The sequence below is a fragment of the Algoriphagus sanaruensis genome (genome assembly GCF_001593605.1).
Classification (GTDB): domain Bacteria; phylum Bacteroidota; class Bacteroidia; order Cytophagales; family Cyclobacteriaceae; genus Algoriphagus; species Algoriphagus sanaruensis.
In genome coordinates this window covers 3424559-3439638 of the sequence record NZ_CP012836.1, presented here as the reverse complement: position 1 = coordinate 3439638, position 15080 = coordinate 3424559, and the positions used below count along the sequence as shown (strand labels likewise).

Sequence of the window (15080 nt, the reverse complement as noted above, 5' to 3'; positions counted from 1 at the left end):
TCAGGTTTGTACGTCAGCCCGCCTGACGCAAAACCCGTGTTATGCGGTCGTGCTTTCTTCCGTACTGTTTGTCCAACAGTCAATATTTAAGTGAATTCCATTTTGTCCAAGTCTTACCATTTCTTGCGGATGAAATTCCATTCCACATTGTTGGTCATACTCATACAGCTTCCAAAATAGAATTTTATCTCTTGTCACACCTAGTTTTTCAAGGTCAGCAAATTTCGGTTCTAAAATGTCAAGGAAATTATTGATAAAATCAAAGTATGGGTCTGTTTCAGTTTCTGTCACCATATACATCCATGTACTATATCTATCCTCCGATGTCTTGTCCTTTTCACTTTCAGTCGGCTGAAGTCTTAATAGTTCTGTCACTCTATGATAAGTTTCAGCATTATTGTCAGTGTCTATTAATAATTGATAGTATTTCATTCGTTTATGGTTGTCTTAGCATGCCGCATAACGTTTGTGCTTACGCAACTACTGCGTAATGCATGCTTATTTGGATGCATTGCGCAATAGTTGCGGGTATTTTTGAATTAGATATTAGTCATCCATGTCCAATTTATCCAAGGGGCTTTTGATTTGGTCAAAACCTTTGGTCGTAACATGGGTGTAAATCTCCGTGGTCTTACTGCTTTCGTGCCCTAATAGACTTTGGATATACCTCAGATCGGTGCCATGCTCCAAGAGATGGGTGGCAAAGGAATGCCGAAGTGTATGTACGCTTATGCTTTTTGTAATTCCAGCCTTTTTGGCGGATTCTTTAAGAATGGCCTGAATACTTCTGGCAGCATAGGGAACTGGGGTTTCTTTGGCACTTCCTTGGCCTTCAAATAAATAAAAATTTGGTCGGTACTCTTTAATGTATTCCCTGAGAAGTTTCAGGGTTTTTGGAGACAGCAGGGTATAGCGATCTTTTTTACCCTTAGACTGTTCTACTCGGATTTGCATTCGGTTGGAATCGATATGGGAAATTTTCAAATTTATCAGCTCACTGATGCGAAGTCCTGCTGAGTAGATGGTAGTCAAAATGGCTCGGTGCTTAAGGTTGGAAGTGTTTTTCAATATACTAACAACTTCTTCTTCACTGCATACCTCCGGTAAAATTTTCTCCCTCTGGGGTCGGTCTATCGGATAAAATTTTCGTGGACCTCCTTTGACTTTCTCAAAGTAAAATTTAATAGCATTGATAGCCTGATTTTGGTAGGAGGAGGATACCTTCCTATTTATGACCAGGTGGGTAGAAAAGTCCATGATGTCTTTTTCCTCAAGATCATCCAACTCCCGATTCGGGAAAAAGTTGATGAATTCGGTAAATAGTGCTGAATAGGCTTTGAGGGTTTGTGGGCTGTATCGCCTTTCCTGAAGCTTTTGGATGTACTCAGGGGGGCAAGTTTTGGTAAAACCTTGCGTGTTTAGCTTTGCCCGTTTTTCAGATTTTGATTTGGTCTTTTCCCTGTAGACCAATTCCAAGCCCAACTCGGCGATTTTCTGCCGGATCTCCTGTTCATACTTCGGAGAAAAAGGGAGGATCCAGTGTTTTTGAGCGACATCCCATCGGTAAAAGGGAATTTGCTTGACTGCTTTGATCAGTTCGTCGTGGTATAGAAAATGAAGTTTTAGGCTTCCTTTTTCTTTTATGATCAAGACTTGGCCTTTTTCGGGAATATAGATTTCCTCTTTAGGAGGTTCAGGCTCTAAGGTCTCCGTCAGTTCAGAGATTCGATCTCCAAAATGACGCTTGATATTGTCCAGATTACCGGGATAGTTTGGAATTTCCCATCGGTAACTTTCTCCATTCCAACGACTATATCTGAGGCTACGGACAAAATCAAGGTCAGCCTCATTTTTGGGCATTTTGAGAAAAATTTTCTTCTCGGTCACCAAAAGAGTGATGGGAAAAGGATTCATAAAAGTATGTGCTTAAAAACGTTAGATAAGATAGGTTTTTCCTGCAAGGAGGCAAAAAGACCAGGTGGTTTTGTGCTAGTTCTTCCTTTTGGAGTATGCCATTCCGCAGCCATGCTTTCCTTTCCCCGAGGATTTGACCAAGAGATTTAAAAACCTCTAAAAAGCTTCAGGATTGCAAATCGTAAAGAAAAAGTAATCTGATTTGCTAGAACCTAAAAAATTTAGGAGGAAACTAGGGGTTTCTGCCTCACAAAATGATTTTGGACAATCTTATCCAGAAACAACTTGCTCTCCATGCATTCAAAAATCAAGGGATTTTGGAGGGGACCGAATAAAGAGAAGCCCGAGCCCAATAAGACTGGGATCACTGTGATGATCATTTCGTCGATCAGATCTTCTTGAAGAAAACTTTGGATCGTTTTTCCCCCATCGATATACAGTTTATAAAATCCCCTTTGATGAAGGTTTGCCAAGACCTGGGTTAGGGAACCATTAACGAGCTCCACCTTGCCCTGATACTTCTCAGGGAGTTCCGTCAAGCTATTACTTAACACAAACACCGGTTTTTGGTAGGGCCAATCGATCCCAAAGCCACATACAGTTTCAAATGTGACCCTTCCCATGACCATCGCATCGATGTCAGCAGTAAAGGAAAAATAGCCCGAGTCGATTTGATTGATTTCCGGAAAAGTGTCTAAGAAGTCTATTTTGCCTTCTGAATCGGCGATAAATCCGTCCAAGCTTGTGGCAATAAATACGCGGTTGCTGGTGTTCATATCTTTTGCATAGGTTCTTGTTCAGTTGCAGAGTTCAGAATTTAGTCAAAGAGTTCATGGTTCAGTGTTCAGGGTTAAATTTTCTCAAAATCTCAGTCTCAGAACTTCATTTCTTCCCAACCTCCTTACTTCTCCATCAAACTATCAATGACTTCCGGAAAATACCGATGCTCCAAGGCATGGACCTTTTGAGCGATCGTGTCAGGAGTGTCCTCTTCCGTCAAGGAAGTCGCAGCTTGAAATATAATTTTACCCTCGTCGTAATGTTCATTGACCAGATGAATGGTAATTCCGGTTTCGGTGTCACCCGCTGCTTTCACTGCTTCGTGTACATGATGTCCATACATGCCTTTTCCTCCATACTTGGGTAGTAGTGCCGGGTGAATATTGACCATGTGATCCGGAAAAGCCCGAATCAAATCTTCTGGGATTTTGAGTAAAAAACCTGCCAAAATCACCCAATCAATCTTTTCTTCTTGAAGTTTATTTAAGAGCAGGCCAGCATCCATTTCTTTTCGAGTGAAGGTAAAGGTCGGTACTCCAAACTTTCGGGCTCTCTCAAGAACAAATGCATCCGCTTTATTGGAAGCCACAAGTGAGATCGTAGCTTTTTGGGAGTCTTTAAAATACTCCATAATTTTTTCGGCATTGGATCCGCTGCCGGAGGCGAGAATGGCCAGACGCTTCATGTGCGTATTTGAATTAATTGAAGTGCAAGTTAATCAGGGACGGTCTTTTTACAGTGAAAAAAGGATTTGAAGTCGGTGGTCTAAACCTGAAATATGCATTAGAAAATCTACTACGACCTCAAAATGCTTCAAAATCAGTCGCTTCACTTCACTTTTCGATCTCACCGTAGCGTTGCTACGCCTCGATCTCCAAAGTGCCTGATTTTCTTGCATTTTGAGTTCTCGCTACGAATTCTAATGCATAATCCAGGTTAAACCATTTTTTTGGTCAACTCCTCCATTACCCAATTGGTACGAGCTCCAGAAATTCCAGTGCTGGGACAAGTTCCTTCTCCCAATAAATCTTGGACAATGCTTTGAATAAGAGGTTGTTGAATGTGCTTGGGTAAGTCGTTCGAAAAATGGAGTGGTTCCTCAAAATCATGGCTGAGCGTGAATTCCCCTTTTCCGAAGGTGGCAAATCTAATTTGCCCCTTTGATCCGTCGATGATGATTTCATCCTTTTCGGCAAGTTGAGACGTAGAAAAGCACCAAGTGCCTGTTCCTAAAATTCCACGTTCAAATACAAAACTGCCCACCACCAAATCTTCAGCTTGGTATGCCCCACCTTGGTTGGTCGCAAAACCGCTTGCTTGGGTGATTTTTCCAAAAAAGAAGTCCAAAAGATCCAATTGGTGAGAAGCCAAATCATAGAAATATCCACCTCCTGCAATTTCCGGATCTACCCTCCAGTTGTACTCCATTTTGGCAATGATATCCGGCACCAAGACTTGTCGCATATGGATATGGACGGTTCGGATTTCACCAATAGCACCAGCATCTAAGAGTTCTTTGATTTTGACAAAATGAGGCAGCGCTCGACGGTAGTAAGCTACATAAAGTGGAACCTGAGCCTCTTCACAAACTTGAATCATCTGGAGGCATTCGGCATGGTTTCTGGCCATGGGCTTTTCGACATATACCGGTTTTCCGGCTTCTGCGGCTAGCTTTGTGAGCTCCAAATGAGCATTGGGAGGGGTGGCAATATAGATGGCATTTACCTCGGGATCTTGGATCAGATCCTGAGCCGAAGTATACCATTTAGAAACCCCATGCCGCTGGGCATAGTCTTTTACTTTTGCTTCATCCCTTCGCATGACAGCCACCAACTTGCTATTTGGGATTAAATTCATGGCGGGCGCTGATTTGACTTCACAAACATTCCCTACGCCTAACACGCCCCATCGAACTTCCGAATCGATCAATTTCTTCATGCAGGAAAGTAGGAAAAGATTTAAGCTTGTGAAAGAGGAAGTGATTAGGATGTTGGGAACAAGGATGTTTGGGAAAAGTCTCAGAGAGGTTTTAGTATCAATTTTAGATCTTGCTTCGGGATTACCTGCCCGGAAGAAAACTGTATTTTAACTGCAAGACAGTTAGGTCCGATTCAGTAATTTTGACTCGATTTCTTTCAAGGAGATTTTTAGCTAGTGCAATTAGAATTTAGATAAGACCACTGCATAGCAAGGTGGTATTTATTGAAAAAGGCTTTCAAGAGTTTTTCTTTGTTCTTTTGGCTTGACCCAAAAGAACAAAAAGGTCAAGACACAGCAAAGCTCCCACCACACAAGGCCGGACGCTGGCCCGCTGCTATGTCGGCCACCGCGCCTATCCGATCTGAGTTTTCTGGAAAAAGATGAAATTCAAAAGAGAAGTCGTAAAATATAGGATTGAGGGCTGCTTTTCTTTACTGTTTTTTTCAAATCGCATCGATTTAAGTTGGCATTAGAAAATAAAAAAAGCCCTGAATCAATTCAGGGCTTTAGCTTATTGTGCCGGTGCAGGCCTTGGTCTCATTTTTAGACTATCCGCGGGATAAGTCGCCGCAAGCATGGCCATTTGTTCCTTTGCCCAATCGATCAGGGTTTGCCGTTGCTCATCCGAAAGATTGGCTTCTGGATGTAATCCCAGGTAAGTGTAAGATTCCAGAGGCATTTCTCCGCTTTCCACGGTTTCGATGATTTCTTCGAGTTTGTGGTTCTGAACCCGTAACGGAATTTTGGTAAATGTAGAAAAGTTTAGATGTCCTTTTCCTTCATCTACGTGATGATTCAGCCAAAAGCCGACCGGTTGAATGTTGCTATACCAAGGGTAAGCGGTGGTGTTGGAGTGGCAATCGTTACAAGCTCCTTTCAGAATGGTTGCCACATGGTCAGGGACCTCATAAGCAGTGGTAATATCAAATTCCGTAGGGCCTGATTCATTTTTCTCCATGGGGACAAATTGAATGGCAACTAGTATGACAACTAGCGCGATGGTGATTTTTTTGATCATAGCTGGGTGGGTTTAATAGAGATTAGATGAGACAGCTTCGAGAAAGTTTAATTTGCAGAAGGTTGATTTTGCGATCTTCCTGGATTTAAAGTAAAAGTTAAAACTTTTAGAATTTAATGCCTAGGGAAAGTCCACCTCTCAAACTTGCAAAAGGACCATCAAAATTGAGTTTGGCACCTGATGAATTGACTTCTACAGTGTAGTCTACGAATGGAATATCGAGCGTTTGAAGTTCTTCACGCAATCCGTCTTGTTCATCTACGCTGAGCTGGGATACACCGATTAATTCTCCTGAAGATTTTCCAAAAGATCCTCCAATAATCCACCAATCCAAGTAGACAGATTTGCCTAGTCTCCACTGAGAACCAAGCATCAATCCACCGGTGATTCCAGAAAGGCTACCACTCATGTCGATGGTTCGTGTTTCGGTAAAGGTTTGATTGTTTTCGGTGACTTCGTAGGTGAATTCAACCGTTGGTAGACTCGCGTCAAAGGTGGTGTAGCGAGCAAACGGGGCGATATAGAATCCTCTTGGTCCTCCTTTTTTTCCTAAATACACTCTGAATTCGGGTGTAATTGCAAACCCATTGATGGAAGCTGCGCTAAGGGTCGAATAGGCGGTGGGGTCGTCAATGGTCGTTTCGAAGCTACTCAGCATCGGGATACTTCCCTTGGGCATAAATCGAAGGCCTAGGTTGAAGGAGGATTTGCGACTGAGCATCCGTTCGTATTGGAAGCCAAAATTGCGAAGTGGTAAACCCGTTAAATTGACCTTGAATACATTTTTGTCATACGACTCACTTGGTGATTCTTCGGTGGATTGTGCAAAAGAAAATTGGCAAGTAATGACTGCCAATAAAAGTAGGTAAAGGTGTTTTTTCATAGAATGGATGATAGAAAATTGTTGGATTGAATTTAGGGAAGAATTTTAATTCAAGGATTAATTTTGAAAAATTCTCTGATTGTGAGATTATATTTTATGATTATCCGCAATCGCACCACAATCCAAAATTCCTTTGGTTTGGCGACCCAAAGTCCGATGACCTCAGACCGAAGCTGATTCAAACTGAACTTCACTTGGGATTTTATTCCTAGGGTGTGGCCTTCTGCCAAGAAATCGGATATCCTCTTTATGGTTTAATCTTATTATCCGCATTTTTACCACTAACCAAATGAATGAGGGTTTGAAGATCCATTTCACTTGCTGTTGACTGTCGTCTGTGGTCAGTGGACGAATATCCGCAACATTCGGAACTCGAAATTCACCTTCTGGCAGAATTGCGCATTCATATAGATTAAATAAACTTGAAGTAGTGCCTTAATCCAATAAGGATGGGTTGTAGGACTAGCCTTTGACTCTATACTTAGTTCCGTCAATAACTAAGCTAAGCCCGGCATTAAACAGAATTAAACCTAGCGTTCCTTGCCAGAACCATTCTCCACCACTGAACTTTTCGACCCCCGCATCAATTGCCACGGTAAGTCCCGCACCTGTCAAAAGCAAGCCAATAACGGATTGAATAAACCAACGTGTTTTAGGTTTCATCATCATTTACAAGTTAAAAGGTATCAATCATCACCATCCCATTTTCCAGAAAGCGATCCATCGAGATTAAGGCATCAACAGCTTCATCCAAGCCGATTCGCTTCCCGATGAGCGTTTCTGGAGCGATTTTACCCTGCAAAATCATCTGCATCATCTCAGGATAGGCATGGGCTTGCATGCCGTGGCTGCCGAGGATTTCGAGTTCTTTGGCGATTACCAAATGCATGGGAATCTGCGGATTGGCTTGGTCTCCTGCCATCAATCCGATTTGGATGTGTTTTCCTCGTTTTCGGAGACAGGCGATGGAATTGTAGCAGGTGATTTTGCTGCCCAAGGCATCAATGGAGACATGTGCTCCGCCTTTAGTCAGTTCTAGGATTGCTGATGGAACATCCGGGTTGGTTTTACCATTTAGCAAAAAGTTGGCTCCTGCCGCTTTGGCAAGCGCCAGTTTTTCCTCAGAAATGTCAATAGCAATGACGTTTGCTCCCAAAGCTGAAGCAATCATAACGGCAGAAAGGCCTACACCACCACAGCCATGCACGGCTACCCACTGCCCTCCGGTTACTTTTCCTTGTGCAACCACGCCCCGAAACGAAGTGGCAAATCGGCACCCTAAGCTTGCTGCAGCTTCGAAACTTACCGAATCCGGCAGTCGGACCAAGTTGGTCTCGGCGCGATAGACGGCTACATACTCCGCAAATGATCCCCAATGGGTGAATCCCGGCTGAAACTGATCGTCACAGATTTGCTGATTGCCACTTTGGCAAGTCGGGCAAGTACCACATGCGCAGACAAAAGGGACTGTTACTCGATCACCTACTTTCCAGTTTTTTACCCCTTTTCCCACCTCACGAATGACGCCGGCAAACTCATGTCCGGGCACATGCGGCAGTCTGATATCCGAGTCATGTCCCATCCATCCGTGCCAATCGCTTCGGCAGAGTCCTGTTGCCTTCACTTCCAATACCACTCCATTTTCTGGAGCTTGAGGGTCCGGGACTTGGGTGATAATTGGTTTTTCCTGGAAGGACTCGACGAGAAGGGCTTTCATTTTGGGAGCTATTATGGATCGAAGTTAAAAAACAGGATTGAAACATTTTTCCGTTTTACTTCAAATGGATTCATTAAGGCTTTGGATTACTTGATCGATTCCTTTTCTTTTAGGGCTACCTTTGGAAGTGAATAGAAGATTTCTAGGGTCGTTTCAAAATCAAACTCTCAATGCTTAGGTATTCGCTGTTTTCCCTTTTCTTCCTTGTTTTTACGTCTTGTTTGGGTTCAGAGCCTAATCCTAATCCAGATTTGAATCAATTTTCCACCCTTGAAGAAATTCCTATGGGAGGGAATGTGTTTCAAACAAAAGGAGAATTGAAGGAAGAAATTAATGCCGAAGGAGTTCAGACTTGGCGAAGCCATCAAAGTGAATTCGCAGTTTTTTTTAGAGCTCAGACTTCTGCCCCTGTTGAAATCTCTCTGGAGGTTTTAAATCAATCAGGAACCTCCCAACTTGAGATGGAGGTAAATGGAAAAAAGTTGGGGGTTGCGCTAAAAGCTGGAGATAATGGATTGATCCGGGTAGGAATTGTGGATTTAGTCGAGGGCTATAATCAGGTGAATCTGAGTGGTGTTCAAAAATCAGGAACAGATTACGCGAAAATAAAATCGCTATGGGTAGGGCATTCCGATGACTTGCAGCTGGACTATGTTAAGGACAATATTGACAGCCGTTTTTATTGGGGAAGGCGAGGTCCATCCGTGCACCTGAGCTACACTACTCCTGTTGACAAGAGTTTCAAATGGTTTTACAATGAAATGACCATTCCTGAGGGAGAGGATCCGATCGGGTCTTACTTTATGGCCAATGGATTTGGGGAGGGGTATTTTGGGATTCAAGTGAATTCTCCAACAGAACGACGGGTCTTATTTTCGGTGTGGAGTCCTTATGCAACCGACAATCCGAATGCTATCCCTGAGGACCAAAAAATTAAGCTCTTAAAAAAGGGAGATGAAGTTTATACCGGAGAGTTTGGGAATGAAGGTTCTGGTGGGCAGAGTTTTCTGAGATTTCCATGGAAAGCGGGGACGACTTATCGTTTTTTAAATTCTGTGGAACCAGATGGAAATGGAAATACCATTTATACCGCTTATTTCTTTGCGCCAGAAGTCGGAGATTGGATGTTGATCGCAAGCTTCCTCCGACCCAAAACGGATACTTGGTATCGACAACCTCATTCTTTTTTAGAAAATTTTATTCCTGAATCCGGTCACTTGACTCGCTTGGTGAAATACACCAATCAATGGATGGCAGATCAAGATGGAAATTGGTTTGAACTTAGGGAAGCCAAGTTTACCGGAGATGATATTGCTAGAAGAGGATACAGAAAGGATTTTGATGGTGGTCAAGAATCGTCTGGATTTTATTTGAAAAATGGGGGTTTCTTCAATTCTTCTACTGCCCTTCAAAGCATGCATCAGCGATCTACTCTTGGACAAAAGCCTGTAATCGACTTTGAGAAATTAAGGTAAAAAAGTTGCCTAAGGTGATGGTCACTATTGGAGATTTTGCAGGGTACTTTTTTGGAAAAGGGCCAAGAAAAAACCGTGAGCGTTTCCACCCACGGTTTCTGGTATAATCTGCAATCTGATTACTGCGACTACCTACTGAACTAAACTTCAAAGCCTTTTCTGTAGGTTCTGCCCACAAACTGATTGGCTTCTTCAAGGTTAGTGATTCGCATATTTTCACCATCCCATAGCAACTTGCGACGGCCGAAGAACTCATCTCTTCCTTGCGCATTTTGACGCTTCAGCATATAGCTTCGGATAGCCAAGTTACCCATCAATACAGTCTCGGTCATCGGTCCGGCATAGTCGAATGATGAAGTCAAGGCCTTGTGTTCAGCTGATCCAAATCCTGCTTTGCAGGCATCTACCCACTTGCGCTGATGTCCATATTCTGGTTCTGTGCCTTCGATTCGATCCGGCCCAAATTCCTGGGTGCCGTCGTATAAATAAAGCTTCGGCATCAGTGGAGAACTGTCATTGATATTATGCGTGATAATTCCTTTTTCACCAATCATCATCACACCATTGGCAGAATTAGCTCCACCTAAATCGTGATCAGGAGGAATGATATCAGGGTGTGAAGGCCGGATACCACCATCCATCCAAGTCATTTCCAAAGGAACTGGATTTTTGGCTGTCGGTCCATAATGAAGGGTGATAAACGAAGAGGCCGGACATCCCTCTGGGTTGTAATCCGCTGTCCACATTTGAGAAAATACAGAACCTACCGAACATTCTGCATCGGTTGGATAATTAAGTCCAAGCATACGGAACGGAATATCCATCAAATGGCATCCCACATCACCTAAAGCGCCTGTACCGTAATCCCACCAGCCTCTCCAGTTGAACGGATGTAGGTTTGGAGTAAAAGGAATTTCCGGAGCAGGACCCAACCAAAGATCCCATTCTAATTCACTTGGCTTGCTTCCCGCATCAGCTTTTGGAAAAGGGCCTCCTTGTGGCCAAACAGGGCGGTTGGTCCAGATTTGTACTTTGGAGACTTTTCCGATTTTATCCGCATCCATCCAGCCACGAATCATATCCATGAGCGGGTTAGAAGCGCCTTGGTTACCCATTTGGGTTACGACTTTTTGATCACGGGCCATCTGGGTAAGTAATCGAGCCTCGCGAATATTATGTGTCATTGGCTTTTGCACATAGACATGCTTGCCTCTTTCCATGCAGAATTTAGCAGCAGGACCGTGCACGTGGTCAGGAGTGGAAATGGTAACTGCATCAATATCCTTCTGCTCTTCGAGCATTTTCCGATAATCTGCATAAAGCTTCGCATTTGGGAAGCTTTTGACGGAGTCCTTGGCGGAGCCTGAAAAATCCACATCACAAAGGGCGACTACGCGTTCCCTTCCATTGACGGAAGCATTCAAAATATCACTTCGACCTTTACCTCCAGCACCGATTGCGGCTAGATTAAGCTGGTCGGATGGGGCGGTATAGCCTACGCCACCCAGCACATGCCGGGGGACGATAAAAAACGACGAAGCTATCGCCGCATTTTTGATAAAATCTCTTCGGGTTTGGCCTGAAGAGGATTGTTCAGGTTTTTTCATGGGTTAAAGGGTATATTACAGATTTGGAACTTCAAAATAGAGGATTCTTTTTGCATCTGAAATGGGAAAGGCTCAATCTTCAAATTTTTAGGATAAGCGGAATAAACTGTCCTGCTTTCACCCGATACCGGGATAGGGAAGGATTCTTTCTGGAAAATGGGAGGTCATTTTTAAGAAAATTTCAAAATCAGAAAAAAATTAAGCAATCGATTACGGCTTCAAATACATCGAATTTGAGGCAATTTTCTCGAGGAAAGTTCAAAAAAGGGGATGCTTATTCGGTGATTTCATTCCCGAATTTGTTTGGCATTCCTTAGCTTTAAGCTAGATAGAAAAGTAAGTACTAACCTAGACCCTGAAGATTTTCCCAGCATGAAAGTCGGTGTATTAAAAGAAACCAAGGATTATGAGCTGCGTGTTGCGCTCAGTCCCGATGTAGTCAAACTTCTAAAAAAGAAGGAGTTTGATGTGGTGATCGAATCCGGTGCCGGAGACGGATCCTATTTTTCAGATTCGGATTATGAACAAGCGGGAGCCCTAGTAGGCCCTGCTTCTGCCGTATTTGAGTCAGATATTCTGCTGAAGGTAAATCCCTTTACGGTGGAAGAAATAGGCCAAATGAAGGAAAATGCAGCTTGCATTTCGTACATGTATGCCTACCAGTTTCCTGAAATGATCGAGGCCTTGAACAAAAAATCCATCTCCTCCTTCTCGATGGATGCTGTGCCCAGAATTTCTCGAGCTCAAAAAATGGACGCTCTTTCTTCGCAAGCCAACTTGGCCGGCTATAAAGCGGTTCTTTTAGGGGCAAATCACTTGGGGAAAATTTTCCCACTGATGATGACTGCTTCCGGAACCATTACCCCTGCAAAAGTTCTGATTTTCGGAGCCGGAGTAGCTGGACTTCAGGCGATCGCTACAGCCAAGCGCCTTGGGGCTCTCGTGGAAGTGACTGATGTTCGCCCTGAAACCAAAGAGCAAGTGGAATCTTTGGGGGGAAGATTTTTAACCGTGGAAGGTGCTGAAGGTGTCAAAATCGAGGGCGGATATGCCAAGGAAGTTTCTGCTGAATTTTTGGAAAAGCAGCAACAGCTCATCCGTGAGAAAATCAAAGAGGCGGATTTGGTGATTACTACCGCCTTGGTCATGGGGAAAAAGTCTCCAATTCTTGTGACAGAAGATATGGTGAAGAGCATGAAAACGGGTTCGGTCATCATCGATATGGCGGTGGAATCCGGCGGCAACTGTGAGCTCTCTGAGAAAAATAAAACCGTGGTTAAGCATGGGGTTACCTTGGTGGGAGAGTCCAATTTGCCCTCACTTTTGCCTGTCAATGCCAGCAATCTTTACGCTGTCAATATTTCTACCCTTTTGCTCCACCTTGCCAATCGAGATGGATTCCAGTTGGATATGGAAGAAGAAATCACCAAAGGTGTTTTGATTACCCATCGAGGAGAATTGGTTCATCCTTTTACCAAAAGTATTTTATCAAAATAGACCCTAACCCACACTATGGATACTACAGCACTTATCATGTTGATTTACGTGTTGGTCTTGGCGAGTTTCTTGGGATTTGAATTGATCACCAAAGTGCCACCAACCTTGCATACCCCTTTGATGTCCGGATCCAATGCGATTTCCGGGATTACTATTGTCGGAGCCTTGATCGCTACCAATGAAATGGGATTTACCACGCTCAGTAAATGGCTGGGAATGTTGGCCCTAGTTCTAGCTACCATCAATGTGGTAGGTGGATATGCAGTGACTGATCGTATGCTTAAAATGTTTAAGAAGAAATGAGCAATATCATTCAACTCGCCTATCTGATCGCAGCGATTTTGTTCGTTTTAGGGATCAAGTTTTTGGGTAAAACCAAGGATGCCCGCAAAGGAAATATGCTTTCCGCGGTTGGGATGCTATTGGCAATCGTGGCAACACTGATCGATTTGAATTTGGCCACCTTCCCGGAGATGCTTGCTTGTTTGGTAGTTGGGGGGGGCATTGGACTTTATTACGCCAAAAAAGTAGAAATGACCCAAATCCCTGAAATGGTCGCCCTTTTCAATGGTTTTGGAGGTCTCGCTTCCTTAGGTGTGGCACTTTCGGATCATTTCTTGAAAACTGAAATCCTTGCTGTGGAAATTGACACCGTCAACTCGGTCAGCATTATTGCCAGTGTTTTGATTGGTGGCGTGACCTTCACAGGTTCAGTGGTAGCTTGGATGAAGCTGAATGGGAAAATTTCTGGCCAGCCAATTACTTTCAAAGGACAGCATGCTTTGAATTTAGGACTGCTTCTTACCTTTTTGACGGTAGCCGTATTTACTTTCTTGTACCAGGATGATCCCATGTATATCACAATTTTGGTGGTGATTTCGCTTCTAGTGGGAATTCTGGTGGTTATTCCAATTGGAGGTGCCGATATGCCAGTAGTGATTTCCTTGTTGAATTCTTACTCTGGAATGGCCGCTACAGCCACTGGTTTTATTCTCAATAACAACGTACTGATAGTAGCAGGCTCCCTGGTAGGTGCATCTGGGATTATTCTCACTCAAATCATGTGTAAAGCCATGAATCGCTCCCTCATGAATGTATTGTTGGGCGGTTTTGGGCAAACGACTACTTCTGGACCTCAAGATGGTCCTCAGATTGTGGTTAAAGAAGTGGGAGTGGAGGAAGCTGCCATGTTGTTTGATTCTGCCTCTTCCGTGATTGTGGTTCCCGGATACGGGATGGCTGTGGCTCAGGCTCAGCACGTCATTCGGGAATTAATGGAGCAATGCGAGAAACGAAACATTCAATTCCGATTTGCTATTCACCCGGTGGCAGGAAGAATGCCCGGACACATGAATGTACTATTGGCAGAAGCCAATATCAGCTATGATAAATTGATTGAAATGGATGAAATCAATGATGATTTCTCCAATACCGACATTGTGTTTGTGGTGGGTGCAAATGACGTTGTCAATCCAGCAGCTCGAACTAATCCACAAAGTCCGATTTTTGGAATGCCAATCCTCAATGCAGACAAAGCGAGAACAGTGATTGTTTCTAAGCGAAGTATGGGTAAAGGATATGCAGGGATCGAGAATGAGTTGTTTGGGTATCCAAACTGTCTGATGCTTTTTGGAGATGCCAAGCAAACCATCACCAAGGTGGTAGGAGAACTGAAGGAAATGAGCTAATTGAATTTGCTCATCTCATGGCCCCAAGAGAACTTACTCTTGGGGCTTTTTTTGGCAAAATAATTGTCCAAGGTAGGTCATGCAACGATTTCTCTTTTCCCTCATTTTCTTTATTTCCATTCAATCTTTCGGTCAGGTGACCTATTCCCAGTTGATCGGAAAATGGCAGTTAGTTCATTTTGATGGGATTGCCAAAATTGTCAATTCTCCTGAATTTCAGAATGCTACAGAATCTCAGCGGGCAAGTATGAACATCCGCATCAAGGCTCGTTTGGAAAGTACGGTTTATGAGTTTTTGGAAGGAGAAAACCTCAAGTACATCGACTTTGACCAACAAACCATTTTGCAGAAAGAGGCTAAAGTGGAATTATCGGAAGGAGTCATGCTTTTGATCCATGATGAAAAGGGGGATCGTCTTGCTCGAATTGTGAGTTTGACCGAAGATAAGTTGGTACTCCAGCCCATGACTAAAAATTCGGCGATGGGTAATTTGACCTTCGAGCGAATTGTGGAATAGATCC

The 15080-nt window shown here is 43.5% G+C and carries 15 protein-coding genes; 5 read left to right on the top strand and 10 right to left on the bottom strand.

Features of this window, described 5'->3' with window-relative positions; all coding sequences use genetic code 11:
- Positions 1-39 precede the first annotated feature (39 nt).
- The 9 genes from AO498_RS14995 to AO498_RS14950 form a co-directional block, all read right to left on the bottom strand.
- Positions 40-375, bottom strand: a complete 336-nt coding sequence (locus tag AO498_RS14995) for a hypothetical protein (RefSeq protein WP_148660255.1) — start codon at positions 373-375, stop codon at positions 40-42.
- Between the two features lie 171 nt (positions 376-546).
- Positions 547-1914, bottom strand: a complete 1368-nt coding sequence (gene xerA, locus AO498_RS14990; protein ID WP_067549481.1) for a site-specific tyrosine recombinase/integron integrase — start codon at positions 1912-1914, stop codon at positions 547-549.
- 221 nt (positions 1915-2135) lie between these two features.
- Positions 2136-2690, bottom strand: coding sequence for a dihydrofolate reductase family protein (locus AO498_RS14985; RefSeq protein ID WP_067549478.1), 555 nt, complete (start codon positions 2688-2690; stop codon positions 2136-2138).
- 125 nt (positions 2691-2815) lie between these two features.
- The gene (gene purN / locus AO498_RS14980) at positions 2816-3379 is read right to left on the bottom strand and encodes a phosphoribosylglycinamide formyltransferase (RefSeq protein WP_067549475.1); all 564 of its coding nucleotides are present in this window, start codon (positions 3377-3379) and stop codon (positions 2816-2818) included.
- Between the two features lie 251 nt (positions 3380-3630).
- Complete coding sequence (locus AO498_RS14975; protein ID WP_067549472.1) at positions 3631-4632, bottom strand: Gfo/Idh/MocA family protein; 1002 nt, start codon at positions 4630-4632, stop codon at positions 3631-3633.
- 553 nt (positions 4633-5185) lie between these two features.
- Positions 5186-5692 (bottom strand): heme-binding domain-containing protein, encoded by a 507-nt coding sequence (locus tag AO498_RS14970; protein WP_067549469.1) that lies wholly within the window; start codon positions 5690-5692, stop codon positions 5186-5188.
- Between the two features lie 106 nt (positions 5693-5798).
- A complete protein-coding gene (locus AO498_RS14965; RefSeq protein WP_067549466.1) occupies positions 5799-6575 on the bottom strand; it encodes a hypothetical protein in 777 nt (258 codons plus the stop codon).
- Positions 6576-7037: 462 nt separating this feature from the next.
- The gene (locus AO498_RS14955; RefSeq protein WP_148660254.1) at positions 7038-7238 is read right to left on the bottom strand and encodes a hypothetical protein; all 201 of its coding nucleotides are present in this window, start codon (positions 7236-7238) and stop codon (positions 7038-7040) included.
- Between the two features lie 13 nt (positions 7239-7251).
- On the bottom strand, positions 7252-8292 hold the full coding sequence (locus tag AO498_RS14950) for a zinc-dependent alcohol dehydrogenase family protein (protein ID WP_067549457.1): 1041 nt from the start codon (positions 8290-8292) through the stop codon (positions 7252-7254).
- Between the two features lie 170 nt (positions 8293-8462).
- Here AO498_RS14950 and AO498_RS14945 point away from each other — a divergent pair, with 170 nt between their 5' ends.
- The gene (locus tag AO498_RS14945) at positions 8463-9767 is read left to right on the top strand and encodes a DUF3472 domain-containing protein (protein WP_067549454.1); all 1305 of its coding nucleotides are present in this window, start codon (positions 8463-8465) and stop codon (positions 9765-9767) included.
- Between the two features lie 140 nt (positions 9768-9907).
- Here the strand turns inward: AO498_RS14945 and AO498_RS14940 are convergent, their stop codons facing one another.
- Positions 9908-11374: a Gfo/Idh/MocA family protein gene (locus AO498_RS14940; RefSeq protein ID WP_067549450.1), complete on the bottom strand. Its 1467-nt coding sequence runs from the start codon at positions 11372-11374 to the stop codon at positions 9908-9910.
- 372 nt (positions 11375-11746) lie between these two features.
- Here AO498_RS14940 and AO498_RS14930 point away from each other — a divergent pair, with 372 nt between their 5' ends.
- From AO498_RS14930 to AO498_RS14915, 4 genes are all read left to right on the top strand, one after another.
- Positions 11747-12871, top strand: coding sequence for a Re/Si-specific NAD(P)(+) transhydrogenase subunit alpha (locus AO498_RS14930; RefSeq protein ID WP_067549444.1), 1125 nt, complete (start codon positions 11747-11749; stop codon positions 12869-12871).
- A gap of 15 nt (positions 12872-12886) precedes the next feature.
- Complete coding sequence (locus AO498_RS14925) at positions 12887-13174, top strand: NAD(P) transhydrogenase subunit alpha part 2 (protein WP_067549441.1); 288 nt, start codon at positions 12887-12889, stop codon at positions 13172-13174.
- Positions 13171-14559 carry an NAD(P)(+) transhydrogenase (Re/Si-specific) subunit beta gene (locus tag AO498_RS14920; protein ID WP_067549438.1) on the top strand — a complete coding sequence of 463 codons (1389 nt, stop codon included), beginning with the start codon at positions 13171-13173 and terminating at the stop codon, positions 14557-14559. The genes AO498_RS14925 and AO498_RS14920 overlap by 4 nt, the downstream gene beginning before the upstream one ends.
- Before the next feature lie 79 nt (positions 14560-14638).
- Positions 14639-15076, top strand: a complete 438-nt coding sequence (locus AO498_RS14915) for a hypothetical protein (RefSeq protein WP_067549434.1) — start codon at positions 14639-14641, stop codon at positions 15074-15076.
- The last annotated feature ends 4 nt before the right edge of the window (positions 15077-15080 follow it).

Coding starts and splice junctions, on each gene's coding strand:
- AO498_RS14945 (WP_067549454.1), top strand. CDS start 8,463: ATGCTTAGGTATTCGCTGTTTTCCCTTTTCTTCCTTGTTTTTACGTCT.
- AO498_RS14955 (WP_148660254.1), bottom strand. CDS start 7,238: ATGAAACCTAAAACACGTTGGTTTATTCAATCCGTTATTGGCTTGCTT.
- AO498_RS14950 (WP_067549457.1), bottom strand. CDS start 8,292: ATGAAAGCCCTTCTCGTCGAGTCCTTCCAGGAAAAACCAATTATCACC.
- AO498_RS14930 (WP_067549444.1), top strand. CDS start 11,747: ATGAAAGTCGGTGTATTAAAAGAAACCAAGGATTATGAGCTGCGTGTT.
- AO498_RS14975 (WP_067549472.1), bottom strand. CDS start 4,632: ATGAAGAAATTGATCGATTCGGAAGTTCGATGGGGCGTGTTAGGCGTA.
- AO498_RS14940 (WP_067549450.1), bottom strand. CDS start 11,374: ATGAAAAAACCTGAACAATCCTCTTCAGGCCAAACCCGAAGAGATTTT.
- AO498_RS14965 (WP_067549466.1), bottom strand. CDS start 6,575: ATGAAAAAACACCTTTACCTACTTTTATTGGCAGTCATTACTTGCCAA.
- AO498_RS14915 (WP_067549434.1), top strand. CDS start 14,639: ATGCAACGATTTCTCTTTTCCCTCATTTTCTTTATTTCCATTCAATCT.
- AO498_RS14985 (WP_067549478.1), bottom strand. CDS start 2,690: ATGAACACCAGCAACCGCGTATTTATTGCCACAAGCTTGGACGGATTT.
- xerA (WP_067549481.1), bottom strand. CDS start 1,914: ATGAATCCTTTTCCCATCACTCTTTTGGTGACCGAGAAGAAAATTTTT.
- purN (WP_067549475.1), bottom strand. CDS start 3,379: ATGAAGCGTCTGGCCATTCTCGCCTCCGGCAGCGGATCCAATGCCGAA.
- AO498_RS14970 (WP_067549469.1), bottom strand. CDS start 5,692: ATGATCAAAAAAATCACCATCGCGCTAGTTGTCATACTAGTTGCCATT.
- AO498_RS14925 (WP_067549441.1), top strand. CDS start 12,887: ATGGATACTACAGCACTTATCATGTTGATTTACGTGTTGGTCTTGGCG.
- AO498_RS14920 (WP_067549438.1), top strand. CDS start 13,171: ATGAGCAATATCATTCAACTCGCCTATCTGATCGCAGCGATTTTGTTC.